Genomic DNA, 23995 nt, shown 5'->3' on the forward strand with positions numbered 1-23995 from the left:
AAAGAAAGCGCAAGAGCCGTCCCTCTGCTCATTCTACATCCTGCAAGTACATAGAAAAATCTGCTGCCTCTCCGTTTACTATTAAGGATCCATCATCGGTGAAACGGGGCATGACTAGGCGTTCTTTTATATTATTAAATATGGGTAGTTCCTTTAAATTTTCCGTTTCTAATTGATATAGTTTAACTGTATCTGTATTTTTTTCCACTACACTTAATGCAACGTAATTTTTATAGACAGCATAAGCAGTAAAGGGTGGTGTGGGGATTTCATGAAATACTCCATTAGTGAGATCGATATACCCTAAAATAGATGGGCTCTCATCCTCATTTGAAAAAGCTGCATATATTTTATTATTTATTAAAGTAACGTTTTCAGCTGCTTTATAGGGAACGCTATAATTCCCAACTTGTTTTAGGTTGGTTAGATTATAGACAAAAAACTCCGTTTTATTTCTGTTATTTGATTTAAACTGCTCAGGAATAACAAGTAAATTACGATCTAAATCAGCTTTGCTGTTTCTGGCAATTCCCGTGAAACCATGAATGCTAGTTTCCTTAAATGTTGATAAATTTAACTGCTTATATCCAGAAGTATCATCATAAATTAATGTATTTCCTTTCAATTGAACATCTCCTATAATGTCCTTTTTATATTCTTTCTGTGAGAGTGTTTTTCGATTTTTAATAAAAAGCTTATTATTTTTTTCTCCCCACACAAGCCAATGCGCATTTGCTGTCAGTGCATATATATCAATGTTTGCACCAGATTCGACAAGTACTTGCTGTGAGTGCGATGTGAGGGAATAAGAATAAATGCTTTTTTTATCAGCATAAATCAATTCGTTCGTTTCCTTTATATAGAAAGAATGGATTAAAGATGAATAATCAACATTTGGTATAGTTACTTTTTCCATCGGTGTATGAAAAGAAGAGTGTGTTGAAAGCCGGTTTACTAGAGAAGGACTAATTAAAATAAGGAGAAGACTAATAATGGCAACTACACTGCATATTGGACGGAATATTCGTTTTCTCTGACTAATGTTTTGCATTTGCTGGTTTGCATTTCGTAAAATCCTTTGTTTGTTTTCTTCGGAAAGGGTGATATCCGCTGGGATTATTTCATCAAATAATTGTTTAATGTTCTTTGGCACGATTTATCTCCTCCTCACTCATTGTTAGTTGTGCTTTCTTCCGTCCTCTCGCTAGTCTAGTTTTAACCGTATTGCTGGAACAGTTTAATATCTCGCTGATTTCCTGTGTAGATAATTCAGCATAGTAATATAACCATAAGACTTCCTTATACTTTATTGGTAGTTTATTAAGTAAGTCGGCAAGATAATTTTTACTTTCCTGTTTTAAATAGGCTTCTTCGGGTGTTTCTTTATGGATCAGAAAAGTGTTCTTAATCTTCGAAACTTCGACTTTTCGAAAAGCCCAGCTTTTAAAGTAGTTTCGGCATTCATTTACCGTTATACGATATAAATATGTTTTCACACTAGATCGACCTTCAAATTGATCAAGCTGCAAATAATAACGAATAAACACATCCTGCACAATGTCCTCTGCTTTTTCCCTATCTTTCACAAGGGCGTAGGCAAGTCGGGATAAATAATGACCATATGTATCCATCGCGTTTGTAAGCAATTTATCTCTTTCTTGCTTCTCCACAGTCCCCTCTCCTTTCTACCTACAGATTAGACAAAACAAACAGACGAACGGTTTCTCTTTTTTACAAATTTATTCTAGCACTACGAAGGCAACGTCGTTCATATACTTAAAATAGAAGGAAAAAGGGGGAATCTATGGAGATGAATATTCTTGATTGTATAGTTATTGGTGGTGGTCCAGCTGGAATGAGTGCTGCGCTGACACTAGGGAGAGCGAGAAGAAGTGTGGCTATCTTTGATGATGGAACGAATAGAAATAGAGTAAGTCATGAATCACATGGCTTTCTAACAAGAGATGGAATAAGTCCACAGATGTTTAAGGAATTAGGGATGAATGATTTAATGAACTATCCGAGCATTTTTCCCTATAAGGATACGGTAACGGAAATAGAAAAGTTAAGAGGGGCAGAAGTGTTTCTGGTTAAAACGAAAAAACATAAAGAATATTTAGCAGAGAAAATTATTTTAGCGACTGGTGTACAAGAAATTATTCCGATTCCTAATGCGAGACAATATTATGGGAAAAGCCTTTTTAGCTGCCCATACTGCGATGGCTGGGAGCTAAGAGATCAAGCTCTTCTTATTATTGCTTACACGGAAGCACAAGCATTACATATGGGAAGGTTAGTTTATAATTGGTCGAAGGATTTAGTGATAGCAACAAATGGTGCAGCGATTTCTCCAACTACAAAAGAAATATTCCTCAAGCGGAATGTTCCAATCGTTACCGAACCAATAAAGAGCTTAATAGGCGAAAATGGGTATCTTCAGCAAGTTGTGTTTACATCAGGAAGGCAGATTGCTAGAACGGGGGGCTTCGTTTCTCCTTCTTATTATCGCTCCAATCAGTTTGTGGAGCAGCTAAGATTAGATGTCTATGAAAATGGAGTGTTAGTAACAGATGGATCAGGGAGAACATCCAAAAAAAATGTTTATGTTGCCGGAGAAACCGAAAAGGAAGGGGCATCATCCTTACTGTTTGCTGCTGCGGATGGAAGCAAAGTATCTATAGCTGTAAATACAGATCTTATGCTGGAAAGATTTTAAAGGAATCAAAGGGCTGGTTCTTATGCTTCTGTTGTTTAAAAAAGGGAAGTGTAATAACCTTCCCCCTGATTCTTTATCCTCTCGTCATTGGTAACGAATTACTGCTTTTCTTAACCAATAAATATTGAATAACATCAATGTTGCTGGCTTTAAAGGAAGCGGCACAAGCCTGCAAATACAAGTCCCACATGCGGATAAAGCGTTCATCCTTTGTTTTCCTGATTTCCTCTAGGTTAGCGATAAAGTTAGCATGCCATATTTCTAATGTTTTTTGATAATGGCGACGAAGGCTTTCTAAGTCTACTAATTGGAGATTTTCAGCTGTCATATGGCTGACTAGCTCTGCGACTCCAGGGATATAGCCTCCAGGAAAAATATATTTATTGATCCAAGCATTAGTTGCGCCACCTTGTTGACGTGAAATTCCATGAATTAAGGCTGCCCCATCGTCTTTTAGCAATTGATGTACCTGGTGGAAATAGGCTTGAAGATTTTCCTTACCTACATGTTCAAACATCCCTACACTAGTGATGCGGTCAAAGTTCCTATCCTTTAAATCACGATAATCCATTAAATAGACGGTTATGCTTTCCGATAATCCTTTTTCCTTAGCTAGTTGGGTCACATAATCATACTGTTCTTGGCTCAAAGTAATGCCGGTTGCCTTCACCTGATAATCTTTAACCGCAGTAAAAATAAGATTCCCCCATCCACAGCCAATGTCTAAGAGATGCTGGCCCGGAGATAGATTTAATTTTTTTAAAATATGATCCACCTTATTTTGCTGTGCGGTTTCTAATGTGTCTTCTGGATTTTTGAAATAGGCACAGGAATAAGTCATGGAACGGTCTAGCCATAGTTTATAAAAGTCATTGCCGATATCGTAATGATTTTGGATATCTTCTTTACTTCGCGCTTTCGTATGAGATTGTTTGGGAACAAATTTCCTAAACTTATTATTTTGCATAAAGCTAGATGCATTTTCATAGGCAGACGCAATTAAATCCTCGATACTTCCTTTTATTTCAATCTTCCCGTTCATGTATGCTTCTCCTAAAGCTAATGATGCGTTATTATGAATGTCTTTAATACGAATAGGCTTTCTAAAAATAAGCTCTATGGCAGGATCGCCGTTACCATAAACAGCTGATTTTCCATCCCAATAAGTAACCTTCACTGGAATGGTGAAGGAATTGCTTAGAATAGTTTTATATATAGATTTCTCGAACACACCATTCACCTCTTACTCTTATGTTATATGTATAATTTTACCTCTATTCCATGAAATATGTGTTCGATATGCTCAAACGAGAAAATGGACATTTATAAGGGAAATTATCCCCATATAAGAGTGAAAATGGTAAAATAGAGACGAGCATCATGATAGGAAAGAGGTGGAATGAAATTGCGATTTATAACGGCAAGAGCCAATATGCTAGAAGAAGTTAATGATATATATATCAAATGCAGAGAAAATCTAATTAAGCATGATATTTTCCAATGGGATGATCATTATCCTAATAGAGGTTATTTCCAGGACTGCATGGAAAACAAGATGCTATTCGTTTTATTAGAAGAGGATAAGATAGTGGGACATGTGGTATTAAATGAATGGCAAACAGAGGAATGGCAGTCCATTCCATGGAATGGAAATAATCCTTTGATTATTCACTCTCTCATGCTTAATCCCCGTTACCAAGGAAAAGGCATAGGAGCAATCATGGTCCAGCATATGGAGGAATATGCTCTTGCCAAAGGATATGATAGCATCCGATTAGATGTATTTTCAGGAAACCCTCAAGCTTTAAAGTTATATAAAAAGCATGGTTATATAGAAAAAGGAGAGGTTTTCTTTGCCTCTAAGCCTATTGGGCATCAAAAATATCTTTGTATGGAGAAGGAACTGAGATGAATATTACCGCGATTACTGAAACCAACCGTGAAAAAGTAAAATTATTTTTCCAATCTCATTGGGGAAGCCCCGAAATGGTCCTTTCTACAGGCATCTATGATTGCAGTGCTTTAGATGGATTTATTGCCTGGAATAAAGAAGGGGAAATGATTGGTTTAATAACCTACATTTTAAGAGATACGGAGTGTGAAATTATCTCTTTAGACAGTATCGAAGAAGGAAGGGGCGTTGGAACAAAGCTTTTACAAACTGTTGAACGAACAGCCAAACAAGCCCCATGTGATCAGGTCAAAATAATTACAACAAATGATAATTTATTAGCCTTAAAGTTTTACCAAAAAAGGGGCTATTGTTTAGCAGAATTGCTTAAAGACGCAGTAAAAGAAGCTAGAAAGATTAAACCAGAAATCCCTTTCCTCGGAAACGATGGTATTCCTATTAGAGATGAAGTAGTGCTAGTGAAAAATCTATCAACAACAAAGTAAATGGAAGGTGAAGATAGTGCCTATATCATTGGAATTTTATGAAGAAAAATATAAGCGGCAATTAGAAGAATATCTTTTATCGGATGAACAGCTATATTATACAAGTACGCCGCTTGATGCTTTAGAGAAATGTTTAACGGAAGAGGATCGTCATCCTATTGTTATCTTAAATGATGGGATGGTTGCGGGTTTTTTTGTCCTTCATGGATGGGAGGGAGTAAAATCGTATAGTGACAATAAAGAAGCTATTCTTATGCGAGCTTATTCTATTCAGCATTCGTTTCAGGGGCAAGGGATAGGCGGGAAATCAATGGAACAATTAGTTCCCTTTGTGAAAAAGCATTTTCCTGCGAAAAAGGAAGTAATCTTGGCTGTGAATGTAAAAAATACTAGAGCACAATATGTTTATCAGAAAGCAGGATTTGCTGAGACAGGAAGAAGAGTAATGGGGCCAAAAGGAGAACAAATTATTCTCAGCAGAAAAGTGTAAGTAGGACTGTTTAAAAAAACAGTCTGAATTAAATAGTTGCAAAATGCAAATAATAAGATATAATAAAAATAACTTCATAAAGAAAAGGGGAAATAGGATGGAGAATATCCGTGAGATTTTACAAATTACGATGAGGAGATTTGGTGTACTTGATAAAAATTGTTGTTCTGTTGGAAAAACAGAAATATCGCTTGTCCAAAGTCATATTTTATATGAAATTGATAAGAGAAGTAATCCGTCAATGCAAGAAATAGCGGAGCTTATTGGAATGGATATTACCACCTTTAGCCGGCAAATTCAATCTTTAGTAAAAATGGAATTAGTGAATAAGCAACAATCAATGAACGACAAGAGAGTATACGTACTCCAATTAACAATGCAAGGAAAAGCGATTGCGACTTCTATTGATACCCAAATGAATCAATATTTAGAAGAAGTTCTCTCCTTTATGTCAGACTTTGAAAGAGAAACGGTAATACGGTCGTTAAAGTTATTAAATAGTTCCATGGCAAAAAGCAATATGTGTTGTCACCCGGTTAAGTGATGGAAAAAAGCTATGTTAGATTTCCTTCTTAATATAGCTCTGATATAATACTTGTATTTCGCAAATAATAGGAGGCTTTTAAGATGTGGTATGAAGTGTTGAAAAATTTCGCATGGTTAGTAATCGAATTAACTGTTCTGTTTGTGGTTGTATCTTTCATTGTTAACCTGCTGCAAGGATTTATTCGCTATAACAAAGTGGAGATGTGGATGAAGGAGGCTCCACCTATTGTTAGTGCGCTGATTGCAGTAGTCTTTGCTTTTATTACCCCTTTTTGTTCCTGTTCTACCATACCGGTTGTGGTGAATTTATTAAAAAATAAAATCCGGTTTAGCACCGTTATGATTTTTTTATTTACTTCTCCCGTTCTTGATCCAACTATTTTAACTGTAATGGCTGTTCTAATGGGATGGAAAGTAGCTCTCACATATACGGCAATTACAACGATACTTTCAGTTATACTTGGCTTTGTATTAGAGAAATGGGGGTTTGAAAAAGAAGTAAAAAATGTCATCATCAAAAATGCGTCTCAAGCAGAGAAGGGATTTAGCTTGAAAAATACAGTTTCTGAAATTTTAACATTAATGAAAACTGTTTACCCTTTTTTGTTAATAGGAGCAGGTATTGGAGCAGTGATAGGAGGAATCGTGCCAACAGAGTTTGTAGCAACCTACTTAGGCGGAGAGAAGTGGTGGTTGATTCCAATCGCAGCCATTATTGGTATTCCTTTATATATTCGGTTATCATCTATGATTCCGATTTCCCAGATTCTTATTGCGAAGGGGATGGCGCTCGGACCAGTCATGGCAATGATGATCAGTTCAGCAGGAGCAAGTCTCCCAGAGCTAAGCTTATTAAATAGCATCTTTAAGCGGAAATTAGTGTTCGCGTTTATTTTATCGGTTATTTCGATGTCCACGATTTCAGGATTTTTGTTTTATTTTATCTAAAAGGAAAACAATTAGCAGGAGGAATGATTTATTATGAATATTTTAAAAAAAATAATGAAAAAAGAGCAGAAAAATGATTGTTGTACCATTATGATAGAAGAAGTAGGAAAGAAAAAAGATGGCTGTTGTGTCGTGAAGGAGGAGAAGGAGGATGAGCGTAAAGGTTGAGAAGATTTCGGAGAAATACTGGGAAGCAATCGCAGCTATTTATAGATTAGGGATACAATCAAGACAAGCAACATTTGAGACAGATGTTCCCACTTGGGAAAAATGGAGCAATAATAAAGATTTAACTGCTAGCCTAGTCCTATTAGATAAAGAAACGCATAGAGTGATTGGTTGGGCTGCTATCAGCAAAGTATCGAACCGTTGTGTATATCAAGGGGTTGGGGAGCACAGTGTGTATATACATCCAGCTTATCATCGCAAAGGATATGGGAAACTTTTATTAGAAAAATTAATTGAACATTCTGAACAAAGTGGTTATTGGACACTGCAATCAGGCATATTTCCAGAAAATAAAGCAAGCATCTATCTTCATAAGAGCTGTGGCTTTAGAGAAGTCGGCATTCGAGAGAAAATTGGCAAGCTAGATGGTGAGTGGAGAGATATAGTATTGGTGGAAAGAAGAAGTAGGAAATTCTAATTGTAATCCGAGAAAGTGATAGATGCTTTCTTGGATTTTTTTAGTTGGATTGTAAATACAATAAATCGCTAAAGAAAGCCTCTTACCATATTAAAAGAAAATATGGAGAAAAAACAGAACCTAAAAGAGGTTTGTGTCGTCTAAACGTAATAGGAAAAAGGAGGAGGTTTTAGATGCTTGAGAAAAAGCACAATATGCATCAGAGAGAGCAAATGAGCTCTACCGATCCTCTTGAAAAGGAAGAACGCCTTATTTGGTTAATGGATGAGTACGGAAAAAGTGTTGTCCGATTAGCATATACCTATGTTCGCCATAAACAAACAGCAGAGGATATTGCTCAGGATGTATTTATAAAATGTTATGAAAATATCGATAATTTTCGAAACGAGGCATCCTATAAGACTTGGGTATACCGTATCACGGTAAATCGCTGTAAAGATGTATTAAAAAGCTGGTCTTATAAAAATATCCTTTTTGCAGACTTTCTTTCTTTTAAAAGAGATACTAAGGAGCAATCGGTGGAGAAACAAATTCTTTTAAATGAAGAGAATCGCTTTATTTCCGAACAAGTCATTTCTTTGTCTGTTCCCCTTCGAGAAGTTATTATTCTCTACTACTATGAAGGTCTTTCTCAACATGAAATAGCAGAATTACTAGAATTAAATGAGAATACGGTAAAGTCCAGAATGCATCGTGCACGTCAGAAGCTAAAAAAACTGCTTGATGGAGGAGATGGCAATGGATGAAAAACTAAAAAATTTAGATGAGAAAATGAATGGAACGATATTAAAGGAAATAAATTTTTCGGAGGAACAGAAGCAAAAGGTATTGAAGCAGATTAATTATTCTGGAAAGAAAAGAAAAAGCCCATGGTTTGTTCATAAATATATTCCGGCAATCATTAGTGTAGTCATGATTATCCTTTTTTTTATTGGTATAAAAAGTCTTATGATAAATCAGAGTGTTTCAGCACAATACCGAGATAAAAAGGAAATTGTTGAAAGATTATCCCAAACATTTAAACCTGTGCATACTGTTGTTGGCCAATTCGAGAATAGAATGAGTAATGGAGATAAAGCTAATACTATAACTTTTACATTAAATCTAGACAAAGAACTATATAAATCCAGCGAGAAAGTATGGACCGATGATGGTTATCAAACAATAAATATATTATGGAAAGATGGAAAGCTAATCTATAAAAATTCCACAATAGGCATTTCTGAAGAAAAAAATTTAACAAAACAGGAATTTATAGAATCAGGATATTTAGGTTCCATTTTCGAAGGCAGAAAGTATATTTCACTTCTTGAAAATTATAATAATTGGAAATACAAGGAAGTAGAGCGGTTTGGGAGAGTGCTCTATCAGATTGAAGGTAAGCAGCCGGATAATACTCATTTTCCCAAGAAAGATGCTTTTGCTCTGACAGTAGATAAGGAAACAGGTATTATTTTGTATTTAGCCTTATATGATCAAAATGGCGCGAGCAAAGTAATAATAGATACAATTGATATATGGATAAATAAGGAAGTTCCGGACGATGTATTCCAACTTTTTTAAATAAGGAGTAATAAAAAGAAAGAGAGATAACCATGAAAAAACATAAGAAAATTACTATAAGTATATTATCTATTATTTTTATTAGTATATGTAGTTTTGTATTTTACTTGTATAAAACGATAGATAATACAGTAGATAAGGTTTATGAACCTATTGATGGAGAAACAAAAACGGAAAGTAAGCTAAGAAGTGAAAATGTCAAAGATAAAAAGCCTATCTCCATTTTATTAATGGGAGTGGATGAGCGGAAGAACGATGTGGGGAGAACTGATGCCTTGATTGTTATGACGTTAAATCCGGTGAAGGAAAAATTACAAATGATAAGTATACCGAGAGATACAAGAGCAGAAATAGTCGGAAACGGGGCGATTACTAGAATTAACTCTGCTTATGCGTTAGGGGGAGTGAAGATGGTATTAGATACAGTGGAGGGATTTACTGGCCAAAAATTGGACTATTATATAAAAATTAATATGGAAGCACTAAGTGGGATGGTCGATGCTTTAGGTGGCATAACTGTAGATAATGAAATTGAATGGCTTGATGAAGGGTACTACAAGAAAGGATATCATTATCAATTAGGAAATATAGATTTAGATGGGGAGCAGGCATTAGGTTATGCGAGAATGAGAAAACTGGACCCTAGAGGAGATTTTGGCAGGAATGAAAGACAAAGAAAGGTGATAGCAGCGATTATTGATAAAGGAACTAGTATCTCCTCAGTTACTAAATTTAAGGATATATTAGAGACTTTAGGTGAAAATGTTAAAACTAATATTCCCTTGAATGAGATGATATCTATTGAAAAAGGCTATAAGAATACTAGAAATAGAATGGAACAATATGAGGTAAAAGGTGAGGATGCTTATATAGATGGTAAGTATTTCTTCGTGGTAAATGAAGAGGAAAGAAATCATATTAAGGAAATGCTTGCGAATAATCTTTTAGATTGAGATGGTAAGAATTAAATATGCGTTGGACTGTGAAAATAAAGCAAGTATCCATCTATATTATGATTTTGGTGGCAAAGTAGGAAGATTGATTCCGCTCTTAACGGACGGTAGGACTGCAACTACTAGCTATCCAGAATGATAGAATGATAGAATGATAGTAGGCATCTCAAGATCCAGTAAAAGCCAAAAGAAAACGACTAGCCATTATTTTTATCAAATCTATTCTCGTTCTATGCAAACATATTATAATAAGGTAAATCTAAATAAAATAGGGAAGAAGGTTACTTTATATGAGCCCAATTAATCTATTAGAGCAATATATTGATGCGACAAATACGCATGACTTCGAAAATGTAGAACGGCTGCTGCACCCACAAGCGATATATTGGTTCTCAGACCAAACATGCAGAAGTAAAGAGGAGATAAAAAATTATTTTGAGAATGCGTGGAACACTATTAAGGAAGAAAAGTATTCAGCTGCAGATATACAGTGGCTAGGTATGGGAAATGACACAGCAACATGCGTCTATCATTATCATTATGAGGGATATTATAAAGGCGAATTTATAAAAGGCAGTGGACGAGCAACGAATGTGTTCGTAAAAGATTCAGATGGAAATTGGAAAATCATTCATGAGCATTTGAGTAGCTTGTAATACCGATTACAAGGAAGATAAGGGGCCAGTCCGTTTCCAATTATTCATTGTGAATCAGTGGAAACGGACTGGCCTGCAGTTATAATCGAATGATCTTTAAAATCTTATTTTTCTAATGCTAACGTCATAAAAACACTATTTGGATCTTCGGTATAATCCGAAAATGGGCCGCAATACTCAAATCCTAAGCTTTCGTATAGTTTTTTGGCTGGTAGAAAAGCATCCATGGAACCTGTCTCTAAACTTAATCGGCTATAGCCACGATTTTTGGCTTCTGCAATAATATGGAGGAGTAGTTTTCTTGCTACTCCTTTTCGTAGATGATGAGGGGAGGTTTTCATAGACTTTATTTCTCCATGCTTGTTATCTAGCTCTTTTAATGCGCCGCAGCCAGTTAGCTCTCCATCCTCCCATGCACTCCAAAAGGTTACATCTGGTTTTCTTAATCCTTCCACATCTAATGCATGAATGCTCTCAGGAGGGGAGTGAAGGGTCATGCTATGTAAATGATCCTCTAATAAAGCAATGATTTCTTTTGATGTAACAGGGTCGATTATAATGTGCATCCTCATCATCCTTTTCATTATTTTACCTACTATTCTACTAATTTCCTCATTCCAATGGAATAGCTTATTTGCATTTTGATTGGAAATATTTAATTAAATATCTTTAATTAAAAATATTTGCCTTTGAACCATTTTTTTTGTTATGATATTCACATAGGTTTAAATTTGTATGAGGGAAAGGAAAATGAAATAAATGAATGTATTAGTAGTAAAAGCAAACAATCGTCCAGCAGCTGAAGCTGTATCAAGCAAAATGTATGAAACGTTTATGGAATCTGTTAAGGGTGCTGAAAACCTTAATGTGAATGTATATGATGTCTATGCAGAAGATACTCCTTATTTTGGTCAAGAATTATTTGATTCTTTCGGTAAAGTGCAAAGCGGAGAAGAATTAACAGATATAGAGCAACGCTTATTAGCTGCAAAGCAAAAAGCGATGGATGCTTTAACAGCTGCTGATGTAGTAGTGTTCGCATTCCCGCTTTGGAACTTAACTATTCCAGCTAAATTACAAACATTTATTGATTATGTATATGCTGCAGGCTTTGCCTTTAAATTTGATGCAGAAGGTAACATGATTCAATTAATGACAGATAAGAAAGCAATCCTTTTAAATGCTCGTGGCGGCGTTTATTCTACTCCAGAAGCTGCTTCTTCTGAAATGGCTGTTAACTATATGCGTGCTGTATTTGGTGGCGTATTTGGTATGGAAATCATTGATGAAGTTATTATCGAAGGCCATAACGCAATGCCTGATAAAGCTGCTTCTATCATTGAAGAAGGATTACAAAAAGTTGCTGCTGCTGGAAAGAAATTAGCAGCACAAACTGTTTAATAGGTATTTAACTAGTTAAATAGATAAACTCCGTTTGAAATTAAGTTTTCAGACGGAGTTTTTTTATGGAAAAAAGATTATACTAGGAGAAGGAGTATTTAGGACATATGTCCTTTTCCTATTTTTAGAAATCGATTATCTTTAAAAAGGAAATCAAACAACAAGGGGTCGAACAAATGAGAGGTATTTTATTTGCACTAATGGGTGGGGCATTCATTACCCTTCAAGGAGTGGCAAATGCAAAAATTAGTCAGGATATTGGTTCTTGGCAGGCAGCTACCATTACACAATTTACTGGTTTTGTACTTGCATTTCTAATCTTGTTAATCGTAAAGGAAGAAGCATTTTCAAAATATAAACAAGTAAAGCCATTATATTTGGCGGGAGGATCTTTTGCTTCGGTTGTTATTTTCAGTACGATTACTGCCATGCATTTAGTGGGAGCAACGTTAACAATCTCAACAGCTTTGATTGCCCAGTTATTTATAACTTTTCTAATAGATAGCAATGGCTGGTTTGGACTGGAAAAGCAGCAAATGAGAGCTCCGCAGTTTATTGGAATTGGTATGATGATAATAGGTGTTCTTTTATTAAAAATGTAAGGAGAACCATCCGTGAAAGAAATGGGAAATCTAGAGCAGATAGAAAAATATATTCGCAAGTTTCAATTAGAAGCAATCTTTCCGAAAAAGTTGAAAGACCATTTACATCTTTATGCTTTTAATCAAGGGGAATTTATTTGTACGCAAGGACAGGCAGCGGAATATCTTTACATTTTGGTAGATGGCAAGGTGAAAATATATACGACAACAGCAGAAGGAAAAACGTTAATTCTATCCTTTAAAACACCAATCGAAATGGTTGGGGACGTTGAATATGTAAGGAATACAGATATTTTGAACACGGTGGAAGCTATCACAGATGGGGTGGTCATTGGTGTACACAAACGATATTTAAAGCAATATGCGAATGATTATGCCCCTTTCCTGCAGTTTTTATTGGATATTATTACGAAAAAATTTTATATAAAATCTAGTTCGATGCGTTTCAATTTATTTTACCCAGTGGAAGTGAGACTGGCTAGCTATTTAGTATCAGTTTCTTTTGATAAGGAGGATCCTTTATACAATACGGATGGTAATGAAATTAATCTTAAGGATACAGCCAATCTAATTGGCACTAGCTATCGTCATTTAAATAGGGTAATACAGCAATTCTGTCAGGATGGATTGATTGAACGGAAAAAGGGGTTTATTATCGTGAAAAACCGCGATGGTTTATTGAATTTAGCTGGTAAAAGTATTTACGAAGAAGGGGCAGGTGAATAAAAAACATGATATATGGATTACTGATTGCCTTTATTAGCGGGAGTCTCGTTGGGGTGCAGAATATATTTAATAATCGAGTAAATCAGAAGGTTGGTCTTTGGGCAACGACGACTCTAGTGTTAGCGTTAGGCTTTATTGCCTCCTTTACTTTGGGTATTATTTCAGAAGGTACAGGCCTTTTTCACTTAGAAAATATGCACACATGGTATTGGTTCAGCGGAATTATTGGTGTCGGTGTTGTTGTATGCATGACAAAGGGGATTAAACATTTGGGAGCAACATATGCTGTGTCGATTTCTTTGTCTTCTCAGCTTGTTTTTGCCTTGCTATTTGATTCCTTTGGTTTATTGGGATTAGATCAGGTTCCGTTTACTTTAAAGCAATTAATAGGAGTATTAGTTATTATCGGTGGAATTCTCGTGTTTAAAATGGGTGGTGCATCAGAGAAGAAACAGCCAGTGAAAGAACTGCTGAAATAATAGGAGTGAGTTTACATGCAAGGATTACTGAATAATAAGGAAGAGACCACTAGCAAAAACGCTGGGACCGTAAAGTGTTATCAAACATTGCTTTTTGATGTGGACGATACTTTACTAGACTTTACAGCTGCAGAAGATCACGCCTTTCGATTATTGCTGCAAGAGCAAGGAGTTTCCTACAGAGACGAATGGAAACAGCAATATCAAGAGCTCAATAAGGGCCTTTGGAAAGCCTTTGAAGAAGGAAAAATAACGCGCGATGAGGTCGTCAATACAAGATTTACCCTTTTCTTTGACACATTGGGCATAAAAGTAGACGGTGTTTTATTACAGCAAAGCTATCGAGATTATTTAGGAGAAGGAAATCAGCTGTTAGATGGAGCATTTGATTTAATTCAAAGGATTTCCAATCGATTTGATTTATATATTGTGACCAATGGAATATCAAAAATCCAAGAGAAGCGGTTAAAATCCTCAGGTCTTTACCCATTCTTTAAAGCTGTATTTGTCTCAGAAGAGACTGGCTATCAAAAGCCAATGAAGGAGTTCTTTGATTATTGCTTTGAACGAATCCCGCAAATCAACAAAGAGACAACTTTAATTATTGGCGATTCGCTAAGCGCCGATATACAAGGCGGCTGCAATGCAGGAATTGATACATGCTGGTTTAATCCATTAAAAAAGAAAAAAGAATTAGAAGTCCAGCCAACATATGAAATAGCAAAACTAGAAGAATTGCTTGTGCTTCTTGACCAAGAAAAACAATCGAACCCTTAATGGATCGATTGTTTTTTATCTTCTTTGTCCAATTTTCGGATAAGGCCAATACAAGTTCTGGAAATTAAGAAGGTACAAGTTTCGGTTAGCAATGTATCATACCAATTCCAGCCCTTCTTATAGGAGATTAACTTTGTGTATTTTTCGAACAAAATTTCTACAATCGTCATCGGGATACTAAAACAAAGTGCTTTGAGTATAATTCCAGGTAGTTTGGAATGATAGCTTATTTGATTATAAACAACACAGGTGATCGGGAATAGTAAATAGTCAAATAACACATTAATTTTAAAATGCTTTGGTAAAAATCGAACAGGGAAACTAAGGCGTTTTTTCGAAGTAACAATACCGTCAATAAAACTGGACATATACCCTTTTAAAAAGAAAACAAGAAACCAATCCTTTGCTTGTTTTTTTCTAAAGATAATTGGTAAAAGTCCAATTCCTAAAAATAGGAGTAATCTTAATATTTTCCGTTCCACTAAATAATCACCCGTCTAGTTACGATTATCCTTTCTCTAAGTTATCATAGGATTTTTTTATATTCCCCCAATACGAAAAAAGTATGAAAAAAAAAGCATCTGTTTGGATGCTTTTTTTGTGACAATGAAACCCTGTTGCCTTTTTGATCACGTACTTTTTCGTTTAATTAATTCTGACTGCAGTAAAACAGTTTTTGGAATTTTTCTTTGATCTAGAATTTGCTCGAGAAGTAAAGAAACACCCGTCTTGCATAGTTCTGGTATATCAATATGAAAGGTTGTTAAGGGAGGTGATACATATTTCGCCACACTTATATTATTGACGCTTATAATACTGACTCTATTTGGAATCGAAATATTATATTCATTAAAAGCTTGAAGACTTCCGACTGCAATTGGATCAGAGGCAATAAAGAAGGCAGTCGGCAATTCTTCTTTTAAGCAGTCAATTGCTTTCTTTGTAACGGTATAGCCATCATTTACGGAAAAATGCCTTTCGCCAAATATATATCTTTCATCGAGCAATCCTATATTCTGCATATGTGCACGAAACGTGATTTCGCGAATATCCATTTCATCTTCATTTGTATCAGGATTATGATAAGTTCCACCAATAAACCCAATTTTTTGATGCCCATTTTCAATGAAGTAATCAATTGCCTTTTTGGTGATTCTTATAGTATCCGGTAATACAGCATCATATAGGTCAGGAACAGGGTTGGTATCAATGAAAACCCCCTTTTTTGTTTTCTTTCTTAGCTTTTGAATTTCGTCCATCGAAAAGGCTCCAACTGCAATAAAGCCAGAAATATCATGGGGGATACTATTTATACCGTCTTCATGTTTGTATAGATGCAATTCAATATTATGGTTAATAGCGTTTTTTTCCAGTTCTAATCGCATTTGTTTAAAATAAACATCCTCTAGCTCTTCTTTATCCGTAATCCAGTATAGAAGTGCCACCTTTTCAATAAGTGGTTGAATACTTTTTCTTTCATATCCTAACTCAAATGCTGTATCTAAAATTCTCTTTTTGGTTTCTGGAGAAATAGAGAGTGTTGAATCATTATTTAATAATCTCGAAACGGTAGATGGTGAAAAACCTGCCTTTTTTGCAATATCTTTTATGGTGACCATGTAAACCTCCTAAAAGCACTGTTCTCAATACATACATTATAAGCGATTTGTTTATAAATTAGTAATGTTTTTTAGTAAATTATTTTCCTTTTGTTGTTTTTAATAAGTAAATAATTTTATTTGTATTTATTATATTATTAAATTTATTAAGTGTTGTATTTTTCTATGTTAATAAAATATATTACTAAATATATTTACAAAAAATTCTTTGTATAGTATTCTTTTGTTAGAAAACGTTTTCAGACAATAAAAAAAGCAAAGGGTGGAAAAAAGATGAAAAAGAGGCTTACCGCAATACTTTTGAGTAGTTCTTTAGCTTTAGCGTTAGCAGGTTGTGGACCATCAGATGAAGCAAGTAGCGATACATCTTCAAAGAAAAATAACAATGGCTATGATCTCCTTGTATGGGAAGATCAAAGCAAGTCGGAAGGAATTGCAGATGCAATTAAAAAATTTGAAGAAGAAAATAACGTGAAAATTAAAGTTGAAGAGAAAGCTTATGCAGATCAATTAGAAGATTTGCGATTAGATGGGCCAGCAGGTACAGGAGCTGATGTTATCACAATTCCCGCAGATCAGATTGGAACGGCTGTAACAGAGGGGATTTTAAAGGAAATCACAGTTAATGATACGCAAAAGGCAATGTATACAGAGGCAGCGATGGAATCCCAAATGGTTGATGGCAAAGTATATGGGCTTCCTAAAGCCGTGGAAACGACCATTTTATATTATAACAAGGACTTAGTAAGTGAAGACCAATTGCCGAAAACAACAGAGGAATGGTATGAGTTCTCTAAAGGGGTAACCAAGGATGGAAATTATGGCTTATTGGCTTTATGGGATCAAATATACTATGCAAATGGTGTTCTAAGTGGATATGGAGGTTATGTATTCGGGCAGGACAGTTCTGGAGCATATAATCCAGAGGATATTGGTTTAGCAAATGAAGGAGCCATTGAAGGAGCAGAGTATATTTCTAAATTTTATAAAGATGGATTGTTCCCATCCGGAATTATTGGCGAGCAAGGGATAAATGTTCTGGATTCTCTATTTACAGAAGGGAAAGCTGCTGCAGTTATTTCTGGACCGTGGAATTTAGAGCCGTATGCGAAAGCAGGCGTCAATTATGGAGTAGCAGAGCTCCCGATGTTAGCAAATGGAGAACATATGGGATCCTTCATCGGGGTGAAAAGCTATAACGTAAGCACTTATAGTAAAAATGCAGAACTAGCAGAAAAATTAGTTGGATTTTTAGCAAATGAAGAGAATTCGAAAACACGTTATGAAATTACGAAAGAAGTACCAGCAGTTAAGGCGTTAGCAGAAGATCCAGCTGTGACAGAAAGTGAAAATGCAAAGGCAGTAGCGAATCAATCTCAATATTCACAATTAACACCAGGCATTACAGCAATGGATGCAGTGTGGCAGCCAATTGACTCAGCACTTCAAACGATTGCAACAGGAAAAGCGAAGCCAAAAGAGGTCCTGTCAACAGCAGTCGAGACAATCAAAGGTTCCATTGCTGCTAATAGTGGAAACTAACTAGGAATAAGAGGGGCACAGTATCCAAAAAATACTGGTCCCTTTTAAAAGGAGAGAGGTGAAGTTTAAGTATGAGCTTCCAAGCAAAGGCAGTTGATACAGATACAAAGACAGCGAAAAGGGCTGCATTATTATCAATCATTCCAGGTTTAGGACAGTTCTATAATAAACAATGGGGAAAGGGAGCATTCTTCCTTATCTTTTCTATCGCATTTATTGTTGTTTTTAAGGATTTATTTAATATGGGACTATGGGGGATTGTTACGCTCGGGGAACAAGTGCCCCGAGATAATTCCATCTTCTTACTTGCAGAGGGCATTATCGCTGTAATTGTTATTTTTTTCGGATTAGCTTTTTATTACTTAAATATAAAAGATGCCTATGCGATTGGAAAGAGAAGAGAAGAAGGATTTGCTATTCCCTCCATAAAAGAGCAGTATCAGGTTCTTTTAGCAGAAGGATATCCATATATCATTACAAGTCCAGCCTTCCTTTTACTTATTTTCTCTGTTATTTTTCCGATCCTATTTTGTTTTGCACTTGCCTTTACTAATTATGACCTGTATCATTCCGCTCCAGCTAATTTAGTGGATTGGGTAGGACTTGAGACGTTTAAAAAGATATTTACCGTCGATATATGGCGAGCTACTTTTTTTGATGTATTAGGATGGACTTTAATTTGGACACTGATTGCCTCAACGCTTCAAGTGGCAATCGGGATTTTTTTAGCGGTGGTTGTTCATCAGAAGGAATTACGCTTTAAAAAATTCTTTCGTACTATTTTAGTGTTACCGTGGGCTGTACCTGGATTTGTAACAATTTTAGTATTTGCAGGTATGTTCAATGATAGCTTTGGGGCGATTAATACTTCCATCTTAGCCTTTTTGGGGATCGATAGTATTCCTTGGCTGACAAGTCCAAACTGGACACGATTAGCGTTATTGCTTATACAAGGATGGCTCGGTTTTCCATATATATTCATTGTCACCACGGGGGTACTTCAATCGATTTCCGATGATCTTTACGAAGCAGCAACGATTGACGGAGCTTCCCCCCTTCAAAAGTTCAAAAATATTACGCTGCCACTTATTTTATACTCCATGGCACCTATTATTATTACGCAATATACGTTTAATTTTAATAACTTTAATATTATCTATCTGTTTAATGCGGGAGGACCAGCTGTGCCAGGATCAACAGCCGGTGGTACAGATATTTTAGTTTCTTGGATATATAAATTAACGATGCAGAACAGTCAATATGCACTTGCTGCTGCATTGACGATTTTACTAAGTATTTTTGTTATTAGTATTGCTCTTTGGCAATTCAGAAGAACGAATTCGTTTAAGGAGGTAAAATAAGATGGCCAAAAAAACGGTCAGTATCAAAAAACAGCGGACTATTCGGATGACACTTACTTACCTCCTTTTGCTTATTGTATGTACCCTTATTATTTATCCGTTAGTATGGACGATTGGTGCTAGCTTCAATCCAGGTAACAGTTTGGTAAGCACGAGTATTATCCCAGATAATCCAACAGTGGGTCATTATAAAGACCTTTTTCAACAGGAAGGCACTCTTTACTATGGAAAATGGTATATGAATTCCATGAAGATTAGTATTCTCACAATGGTGTTTTCGATACTATGTGTCTCTTATACGGCATATGCTTTCTCTCGTTTTCGGTTTAAAGGGAGAAAAAAATGGTTTAATGCTATTCTTGCTATTACAAATGATTCCACAGTTTTCTGCTTTAATCGCAATCTTTGTTTTGGCGCAAATGCTTGGATTAATCAATAGTCATTGGCTCTTAATATTTATTTATGTTGGTGGCCAAATCCCAATGAATACCTATTTAATGAAGGGATATATTGATTCTATACCGCTTGACCTTGATGAAAGTGCGAAAATTGATGGAGCTAGCAACACCAGAATATTTTGGAGAATACTCATGCCCTTATCTAGACCAATGCTTGCGGTAGTTGCAATGAACGGATTCACTGCTCCGCTGGGAGATTTCGCGATATCATCGGTCATATTGAGAAATCCAGAATACTATACACTTCCGATAGGCTTGTATAAATTAGTCAGCGACAAAATGGGAGCAAGCTATACCACCTTTGCAGCTGGAGCTATTCTGATAAGTATTCCGGTTGCGATTGTATTTGTAGCTTTACAGAAGCATTTCGTATCTGGATTAACAGCAGGAGGAACAAAAGGATAGAAATCGGAGGACTTTAAGATGATAGATAAAACAGTAGCAGATAATCGCTTATTGCATGGTGGAGATTATAATCCGGATCAATGGCTCGATTATCCAGAAATATTGAAAGATGATTTACGATTGATGAAATTAGCAAAAGCAAATACGTTTACCTTAGGTGTATTTGCATGGAGTGCACTTGAACCAACAGAAGGGGAATTCCAGTTTGACTGGCTCGATGAAAGAATAGAGGCCATTTATCAAATGGGCGGGAGAGTCATCTTAGCTACTCCAAGTGGCGCTAGACCAGCATGGATGTCTAAGAAGTATCCAGAAGTCTTAAGAACCACCGAAAATCGCATGAAAATGTTACATGGGGGACGCCATAATCATTGTTTTTCTTCCCCTATCTATCGTGAAAAAGTAGCAATTATTAATAGAAAGCTAGCGGAGCGCTATGGAAATCATCCTGCGTTACTAATGTGGCATATTTCTAATGAGTATAGCGGCGATTGTCACTGTGAACTTTGCCAAGATAATTTCCGTAATTGGCTGAAAAAGAAGTATGGGACATTAGATAAACTAAATCATGCTTGGTGGGGGCCATTTTGGAGCCATACAATCACAGATTGGTTAGAAGTTGAATCTCCTTCTTCCATTGGAGAAAGTATGGTTCATGGATTGAATTTAGATTGGAAACGTTTTGTCACTGACCAAACAATTGATTTTTACAAGCATGAAATAGTGCCATTAAGGGAAATCTCTCCATCTATCCCTATTACAACAAACTTTATGGCAGACACGCATGATTTAATACCCTTTCAAAGTTTGAATTATAGTGAGTTTGCAAAGCATGTGGATATTGTTAGTTGGGATTGCTATCCTGCTTGGCACAATGATTGGGAGGAAACAAAGGACTTAGCTGCAAAAGTTGGTTTTATCAATGATTTGTATCGCTCTTTAAAACAACAGCCTTTTCTCATTATGGAAAGTACACCAAGTGGCGTCAACTGGCATGATGTGAATAAAACGAAGAGACCTGGTATGCATTTGCTATCCTCCATGCAATTTATCGCACATGGTTCAGACAGTGTTCTGTATTTTCAATGGAGAAAATCAAGAGGATCCTCCGAGAAATTTCATGGGGCAGTAGTGGATCATGATAATAGTGAAACGAATCGAGTCTTTCAAGAGGTTTCAGCAGTTGGTGGAGCTCTAGAGAAGATTGCTGAAGTAAAGGGAACACATAAACAAGCAAGAGTAGCAATTGTATATGATTGGGAAAATAACTGGGCTTTAAACGATGCACAAGGATTCTCCGATTCAACAAAGCAATATCCTCAAACGTTGCAAAAGCATTATCAAAGTTTTTGGAAAAAGGATATTAGTGTCGATATAGTTACATTAAATCAAGAGCTTGCTTCCTATGATTTAGTTATTGCTCCAATGCTCTACATGATGTCTCTTGATACAATTTCTAAATTAGAAAACTATGTTGAAAATGGAGGAACACTTGTAAGTTCATATATTAGCGGCCTTGTTAATGAAACGGATCTTGCCCATTTATCAGGTTGGCCTGCAACGCTAAAACGAATATTTGGCATTGATGTAAAAGAAACAGATACTCTTTATCCAAAAGATAGAAATACCCTTATCTATAACGGGAAGCAATATGAAATAAAAGGTTATTGCACCATTTTTGAAAGGAAAGAAGCGAATATTTTAGCGACGTATATGGAGGACTTTTATCAAGGGAATCCTGCTGTTGTAGAAAACTGCTACGGGAAAGGAAAAGCCTATTTTATAGGGGCAAGAACGGAACAGGCCTTTTTAGATGATTTTTATGAGGAATTGCAAAAAGAAGGTAATCTTGACAGCGAAAGGGAAATTCTGCATAAAGAAGGTGTTTCCGTCCAAAGAAGGGATTCGGCTGAGTGCTACTATTTATTTGTCATGAATTTTACAGAACAAAAGCAAACAGTAACGTTAAAAGAATCCTTTTTCGATTTACTTACACAAGAAATAAAGCAAGAACAGATAGAACTTTTGCCATATGAAGTAAGGGTGTTAAAAAGAGAAAAATAATGAGGAATAACAAAAGAGGACGACGGGATATCGTCCTTTTTTGCTGTTCTAAGTCGTAACCATAGCACCGCCATTTACATGAATCGTTTGTCCTGTCATATAAGAACCATCATCAGAAGCAAGCAACACATAGACTGGAGCAATTTCATACGGCTGCCCCGCCCGCTTCATTGGTACATCTGAGCCTAATGTAGCAATATTTTCAGCCGATTGTGAGGCAGGCTGGATGGGTGTCCAGAAAGGTCCAGGAGCAACAGCGTTCACACGGATACCTTTTTGCACAAGGTTGTTGGCTAGCGCTCTTGTATAACTAACAATCGCACCTTTCGTCGTCGTATAATCAATCAAGTGACTTACCCCAATATAGGCAACAAGAGAAGTCGTATTAACAATACTGGCTCCTTCTTTTAAATGGGGTAAGGCAGCCTTTGTTAAGTGAAAATAGGCATGGATATTTACATCAAACGTTAATTCCCATTGTTCGTCTGGTATGGAAGTTAAGTCTTCTCGCAAAAATTGTACAGCTGCATTATTAACCAAAATGTCAATTTTTCCAAATGTTTCTAATGTTTTTTGCACAATGAATTCACAATGTTCTCTTCTTCGCAAGTCTCCTGGAATGAGTAAGCAGGAGCGACCATATTGCTCGACAACTCGCTTTGTTGTTTCTGCATCTGTATGCTCGTCAAAATAAGAGATGACAATGTTTGCCCCTTCCTTCGCAAAGGCGACGGCAACGGCTCTGCCGATGCCGCTGTCTCCTCCAGTAATAATAGCTGTACGGTCCTTTAACTTGCCTGTTCCAATATATTTGGGGTTATCAAAAATAGGAAGTGGATCCATCAAATATTCAAACCCCGGCTGTCGTGTTTGCTGCTGAGGTGGAAACGTCCATTCAATTTCTTCACATTTTACTTCAGAACCATAATGTTGTTTCTTTGTCACAGTAATAACCTCCATACTTTCTTACTTTTCTTGGTTAATAAGCGTGGGGAGGAGAGGAAAGATTGAGATAAGGATGTATAGTAGGTGTAGGCTGAGTGGCATGGTATGGATAGTTTACGGCTCCTCCGATTTGGTCACATCCTGGTGGTGGCCCGAGAATAGTAGACTGGGTAATGGGGGCAATGGCATGTGCGTAGGCGGCTTCGTTTACACAATAAGCTCTGTTAGCAATTTCTTTTGGCAAAAAACGTAGAAAATCAGAACCAAACACGATATCAGGTTGCGGCTGGTCGAAAATAGTAAGAAAATGAGTATTGTTTCGCAATGCTACTATCCAATGGAACCACCCCTTTGGAAATTGGGAAGCTTGCCCGGGTTTTACATGATAAGTCATGATGCTTTGTGTAAAAGGGTTGAAGACAGAGGTCATAACTTCCCCACTAACGACAAAAACAAGTTCATTCACATTTGTGTGCCAGTGGGGCTGGACAATGAATCCTTGATTAAGATGGACATTGAATAACCCAGTATGTATTGCAGGCATTTGTTCAGAAAATAACTGTGTAATGTAATTATAAGAATCCCTTTTATAATTAACAGACTGGGTAGAATCCCCGAATAGTTGAAAGGCAGGGGAAGCTGGATTAACAGACATAATGTAGCCTCCTATTTTTCATATGAAAATATTTATATGGCTTACA

29 protein-coding genes and 1 pseudogene are annotated in these 23995 nt (G+C 36.2%); 22 read left to right on the plus strand and 8 right to left on the minus strand.

Annotation, left to right across the window (positions count from 1 at the left end; all coding sequences use genetic code 11):
* Window positions 1-28 precede the first annotated feature (28 nt).
* Window positions 29-1153, minus strand: coding sequence for a hypothetical protein (locus tag NST77_RS21925; RefSeq protein ID WP_123260107.1), 1125 nt, complete (start codon window positions 1151-1153; stop codon window positions 29-31).
* Window positions 1137-1670: a sigma-70 family RNA polymerase sigma factor gene (locus NST77_RS21930; RefSeq protein ID WP_303985551.1), complete on the minus strand. Its 534-nt coding sequence runs from the start codon at window positions 1668-1670 to the stop codon at window positions 1137-1139. Before NST77_RS21930 ends, NST77_RS21925 begins: the two co-directional genes overlap by 17 nt.
* A gap of 140 nt (window positions 1671-1810) precedes the next feature.
* Here NST77_RS21930 and NST77_RS21935 point away from each other — a divergent pair, with 140 nt between their 5' ends.
* Window positions 1811-2716: an NAD(P)/FAD-dependent oxidoreductase gene (locus NST77_RS21935; protein WP_341123765.1), complete on the plus strand. Its 906-nt coding sequence runs from the start codon at window positions 1811-1813 to the stop codon at window positions 2714-2716.
* Window positions 2717-2789: 73 nt separating this feature from the next.
* On the opposite strand, the gene NST77_RS21940 is transcribed toward NST77_RS21935, so the two are convergent.
* Entirely contained in the window at window positions 2790-3947 is a 1158-nt protein-coding gene (locus NST77_RS21940) for an SAM-dependent methyltransferase (RefSeq protein WP_123260106.1), read from the minus strand.
* A gap of 174 nt (window positions 3948-4121) precedes the next feature.
* On the opposite strand from NST77_RS21940, the gene NST77_RS21945 reads away from it, so the two are divergent.
* The 12 genes from NST77_RS21945 to NST77_RS22000 all read left to right on the plus strand — a co-directional run bounded on the left by NST77_RS21945 (window position 4122) and on the right by NST77_RS22000 (window position 10915).
* A complete protein-coding gene (locus NST77_RS21945) occupies window positions 4122-4628 on the plus strand; it encodes a GNAT family N-acetyltransferase (RefSeq protein ID WP_164463744.1) in 507 nt (168 codons plus the stop codon).
* Window positions 4625-5113 (plus strand): GNAT family N-acetyltransferase, encoded by a 489-nt coding sequence (locus tag NST77_RS21950; protein ID WP_016201416.1) that lies wholly within the window; start codon window positions 4625-4627, stop codon window positions 5111-5113. Before NST77_RS21945 ends, NST77_RS21950 begins: the two co-directional genes overlap by 4 nt.
* A gap of 16 nt (window positions 5114-5129) precedes the next feature.
* Entirely contained in the window at window positions 5130-5603 is a 474-nt protein-coding gene (locus NST77_RS21955; protein WP_171509214.1) for a GNAT family N-acetyltransferase, read from the plus strand.
* A 97-nt stretch (window positions 5604-5700) separates the two neighbouring features.
* Window positions 5701-6147: a MarR family winged helix-turn-helix transcriptional regulator gene (locus NST77_RS21960; protein ID WP_016201414.1), complete on the plus strand. Its 447-nt coding sequence runs from the start codon at window positions 5701-5703 to the stop codon at window positions 6145-6147.
* 83 nt (window positions 6148-6230) lie between these two features.
* Entirely contained in the window at window positions 6231-7097 is an 867-nt protein-coding gene (locus tag NST77_RS21965) for a permease (protein WP_095331294.1), read from the plus strand.
* 33 nt (window positions 7098-7130) lie between these two features.
* Entirely contained in the window at window positions 7131-7265 is a 135-nt protein-coding gene (locus NST77_RS21970) for a hypothetical protein (RefSeq protein WP_268877124.1), read from the plus strand.
* Window positions 7249-7743, plus strand: a complete 495-nt coding sequence (locus tag NST77_RS21975) for a GNAT family N-acetyltransferase (RefSeq protein WP_123258730.1) — start codon at window positions 7249-7251, stop codon at window positions 7741-7743. The genes NST77_RS21970 and NST77_RS21975 overlap by 17 nt, the downstream gene beginning before the upstream one ends.
* Window positions 7744-7916: 173 nt before the next feature.
* On the plus strand, window positions 7917-8489 hold the full coding sequence (locus tag NST77_RS21980) for a sigma-70 family RNA polymerase sigma factor (RefSeq protein ID WP_095331290.1): 573 nt from the start codon (window positions 7917-7919) through the stop codon (window positions 8487-8489).
* A complete protein-coding gene (locus tag NST77_RS21985) occupies window positions 8482-9306 on the plus strand; it encodes a hypothetical protein (RefSeq protein WP_341123556.1) in 825 nt (274 codons plus the stop codon). The genes NST77_RS21980 and NST77_RS21985 overlap by 8 nt, the downstream gene beginning before the upstream one ends.
* A 32-nt stretch (window positions 9307-9338) precedes the next feature.
* Window positions 9339-10259 carry an LCP family glycopolymer transferase gene (locus tag NST77_RS21990; RefSeq protein WP_095331284.1) on the plus strand — a complete coding sequence of 307 codons (921 nt, stop codon included), beginning with the start codon at window positions 9339-9341 and terminating at the stop codon, window positions 10257-10259.
* Window position 10260: 1 nt separating this feature from the next.
* Complete coding sequence (locus NST77_RS21995; protein WP_164463994.1) at window positions 10261-10398, plus strand: hypothetical protein; 138 nt, start codon at window positions 10261-10263, stop codon at window positions 10396-10398.
* Between the two features lie 151 nt (window positions 10399-10549).
* Entirely contained in the window at window positions 10550-10915 is a 366-nt protein-coding gene (locus tag NST77_RS22000) for a YybH family protein (RefSeq protein ID WP_095331282.1), read from the plus strand.
* A 104-nt stretch (window positions 10916-11019) separates the two neighbouring features.
* Here NST77_RS22000 and NST77_RS22005 read toward each other — a convergent pair whose 3' ends face one another.
* Window positions 11020-11481: a GNAT family N-acetyltransferase gene (locus tag NST77_RS22005; RefSeq protein WP_061800667.1), complete on the minus strand. Its 462-nt coding sequence runs from the start codon at window positions 11479-11481 to the stop codon at window positions 11020-11022.
* Window positions 11482-11674: 193 nt separating this feature from the next.
* On the opposite strand from NST77_RS22005, the gene NST77_RS22010 reads away from it, so the two are divergent.
* The 5 genes from NST77_RS22010 (at window position 11675) to NST77_RS22030 (ending at window position 14900) form a co-directional block, all read left to right on the plus strand.
* Window positions 11675-12316 carry an FMN-dependent NADH-azoreductase gene (locus tag NST77_RS22010; RefSeq protein ID WP_341123557.1) on the plus strand — a complete coding sequence of 214 codons (642 nt, stop codon included), beginning with the start codon at window positions 11675-11677 and terminating at the stop codon, window positions 12314-12316.
* Between the two features lie 176 nt (window positions 12317-12492).
* Window positions 12493-12918, plus strand: a complete 426-nt coding sequence (locus tag NST77_RS22015) for a DMT family transporter (RefSeq protein ID WP_047943997.1) — start codon at window positions 12493-12495, stop codon at window positions 12916-12918.
* Between the two features lie 12 nt (window positions 12919-12930).
* Window positions 12931-13644: a Crp/Fnr family transcriptional regulator gene (locus tag NST77_RS22020; RefSeq protein WP_341123558.1), complete on the plus strand. Its 714-nt coding sequence runs from the start codon at window positions 12931-12933 to the stop codon at window positions 13642-13644.
* Window positions 13645-13649: 5 nt separating this feature from the next.
* Window positions 13650-14123: a DMT family transporter gene (locus NST77_RS22025; RefSeq protein ID WP_341123559.1), complete on the plus strand. Its 474-nt coding sequence runs from the start codon at window positions 13650-13652 to the stop codon at window positions 14121-14123.
* A gap of 15 nt (window positions 14124-14138) precedes the next feature.
* Complete coding sequence (locus NST77_RS22030; RefSeq protein WP_341123560.1) at window positions 14139-14900, plus strand: YjjG family noncanonical pyrimidine nucleotidase; 762 nt, start codon at window positions 14139-14141, stop codon at window positions 14898-14900.
* On the opposite strand, the gene NST77_RS22035 is transcribed toward NST77_RS22030, so the two are convergent.
* Both NST77_RS22035 and NST77_RS22040 read right to left on the minus strand, forming a co-directional pair.
* Window positions 14897-15382: a CBO0543 family protein gene (locus NST77_RS22035; protein ID WP_172859680.1), complete on the minus strand. Its 486-nt coding sequence runs from the start codon at window positions 15380-15382 to the stop codon at window positions 14897-14899. The two genes, NST77_RS22030 and NST77_RS22035, sit on opposite strands and share 4 nt — an antisense overlap.
* A 147-nt stretch (window positions 15383-15529) precedes the next feature.
* On the minus strand, window positions 15530-16519 hold the full coding sequence (locus NST77_RS22040) for a LacI family DNA-binding transcriptional regulator (protein WP_249879428.1): 990 nt from the start codon (window positions 16517-16519) through the stop codon (window positions 15530-15532).
* Between the two features lie 273 nt (window positions 16520-16792).
* On the opposite strand from NST77_RS22040, the gene NST77_RS22045 reads away from it, so the two are divergent.
* The 4 genes and pseudogenes from NST77_RS22045 (at window position 16793) to NST77_RS22060 (ending at window position 22349) form a co-directional block, all read left to right on the plus strand.
* Complete coding sequence (locus NST77_RS22045) at window positions 16793-18061, plus strand: sugar ABC transporter substrate-binding protein (RefSeq protein WP_341123561.1); 1269 nt, start codon at window positions 16793-16795, stop codon at window positions 18059-18061.
* 71 nt (window positions 18062-18132) lie between these two features.
* Window positions 18133-19422: a sugar ABC transporter permease gene (locus NST77_RS22050; RefSeq protein WP_095331268.1), complete on the plus strand. Its 1290-nt coding sequence runs from the start codon at window positions 18133-18135 to the stop codon at window positions 19420-19422.
* A gap of 1 nt (window position 19423) precedes the next feature.
* Window positions 19424-20285, plus strand: a pseudogene (locus tag NST77_RS22055) (sugar ABC transporter permease).
* 18 nt (window positions 20286-20303) lie between these two features.
* On the plus strand, window positions 20304-22349 hold the full coding sequence (locus tag NST77_RS22060) for a beta-galactosidase (RefSeq protein WP_341123562.1): 2046 nt from the start codon (window positions 20304-20306) through the stop codon (window positions 22347-22349).
* A 48-nt stretch (window positions 22350-22397) separates the two neighbouring features.
* On the opposite strand, the gene NST77_RS22065 is transcribed toward NST77_RS22060, so the two are convergent.
* Both NST77_RS22065 and NST77_RS22070 read right to left on the minus strand, forming a co-directional pair.
* Window positions 22398-23294 carry an SDR family oxidoreductase gene (locus tag NST77_RS22065; RefSeq protein WP_249928244.1) on the minus strand — a complete coding sequence of 299 codons (897 nt, stop codon included), beginning with the start codon at window positions 23292-23294 and terminating at the stop codon, window positions 22398-22400.
* A 34-nt stretch (window positions 23295-23328) separates the two neighbouring features.
* On the minus strand, window positions 23329-23949 hold the full coding sequence (locus NST77_RS22070; protein ID WP_095331262.1) for a cupin domain-containing protein: 621 nt from the start codon (window positions 23947-23949) through the stop codon (window positions 23329-23331).
* Window positions 23950-23995 lie beyond the last annotated feature (46 nt).

The sequence above is a fragment of the Niallia sp. FSL W8-0177 genome, assembly GCF_038006285.1.
Lineage (GTDB): Bacteria > Bacillota > Bacilli > Bacillales > Cytobacillaceae > Niallia > Niallia circulans_A.

What these genes read in the sequence shown, in the direction of transcription:
- NST77_RS21935 (WP_341123765.1), top strand. Translation starts at nt 1,811, where the DNA reads ATGAATATTCTTGATTGTATAGTTATTGGTGGTGGTCCAGCTGGAATG.
- NST77_RS21950 (WP_016201416.1), top strand. Translation starts at nt 4,625, where the DNA reads ATGAATATTACCGCGATTACTGAAACCAACCGTGAAAAAGTAAAATTA.
- NST77_RS21960 (WP_016201414.1), top strand. Translation starts at nt 5,701, where the DNA reads ATGGAGAATATCCGTGAGATTTTACAAATTACGATGAGGAGATTTGGT.
- NST77_RS21965 (WP_095331294.1), top strand. Translation starts at nt 6,231, where the DNA reads ATGTGGTATGAAGTGTTGAAAAATTTCGCATGGTTAGTAATCGAATTA.
- NST77_RS21970 (WP_268877124.1), top strand. Translation starts at nt 7,131, where the DNA reads ATGAATATTTTAAAAAAAATAATGAAAAAAGAGCAGAAAAATGATTGT.
- NST77_RS21975 (WP_123258730.1), top strand. Translation starts at nt 7,249, where the DNA reads ATGAGCGTAAAGGTTGAGAAGATTTCGGAGAAATACTGGGAAGCAATC.
- NST77_RS21980 (WP_095331290.1), top strand. Translation starts at nt 7,917, where the DNA reads ATGCTTGAGAAAAAGCACAATATGCATCAGAGAGAGCAAATGAGCTCT.
- NST77_RS21985 (WP_341123556.1), top strand. Translation starts at nt 8,482, where the DNA reads ATGGATGAAAAACTAAAAAATTTAGATGAGAAAATGAATGGAACGATA.
- NST77_RS21990 (WP_095331284.1), top strand. Translation starts at nt 9,339, where the DNA reads ATGAAAAAACATAAGAAAATTACTATAAGTATATTATCTATTATTTTT.
- NST77_RS21995 (WP_164463994.1), top strand. Translation starts at nt 10,261, where the DNA reads ATGGTAAGAATTAAATATGCGTTGGACTGTGAAAATAAAGCAAGTATC.
- NST77_RS22000 (WP_095331282.1), top strand. Translation starts at nt 10,550, where the DNA reads ATGAGCCCAATTAATCTATTAGAGCAATATATTGATGCGACAAATACG.
- NST77_RS22005 (WP_061800667.1), bottom strand. Translation starts at nt 11,481, where the DNA reads ATGCACATTATAATCGACCCTGTTACATCAAAAGAAATCATTGCTTTA.
- NST77_RS22010 (WP_341123557.1), top strand. Translation starts at nt 11,675, where the DNA reads ATGAATGTATTAGTAGTAAAAGCAAACAATCGTCCAGCAGCTGAAGCT.
- NST77_RS22015 (WP_047943997.1), top strand. Translation starts at nt 12,493, where the DNA reads ATGAGAGGTATTTTATTTGCACTAATGGGTGGGGCATTCATTACCCTT.
- NST77_RS22025 (WP_341123559.1), top strand. Translation starts at nt 13,650, where the DNA reads ATGATATATGGATTACTGATTGCCTTTATTAGCGGGAGTCTCGTTGGG.
- NST77_RS22030 (WP_341123560.1), top strand. Translation starts at nt 14,139, where the DNA reads ATGCAAGGATTACTGAATAATAAGGAAGAGACCACTAGCAAAAACGCT.
- NST77_RS22040 (WP_249879428.1), bottom strand. Translation starts at nt 16,519, where the DNA reads ATGGTCACCATAAAAGATATTGCAAAAAAGGCAGGTTTTTCACCATCT.
- NST77_RS22045 (WP_341123561.1), top strand. Translation starts at nt 16,793, where the DNA reads ATGAAAAAGAGGCTTACCGCAATACTTTTGAGTAGTTCTTTAGCTTTA.
- NST77_RS22050 (WP_095331268.1), top strand. Translation starts at nt 18,133, where the DNA reads ATGAGCTTCCAAGCAAAGGCAGTTGATACAGATACAAAGACAGCGAAA.
- NST77_RS22060 (WP_341123562.1), top strand. Translation starts at nt 20,304, where the DNA reads ATGATAGATAAAACAGTAGCAGATAATCGCTTATTGCATGGTGGAGAT.
- NST77_RS22070 (WP_095331262.1), bottom strand. Translation starts at nt 23,949, where the DNA reads ATGTCTGTTAATCCAGCTTCCCCTGCCTTTCAACTATTCGGGGATTCT.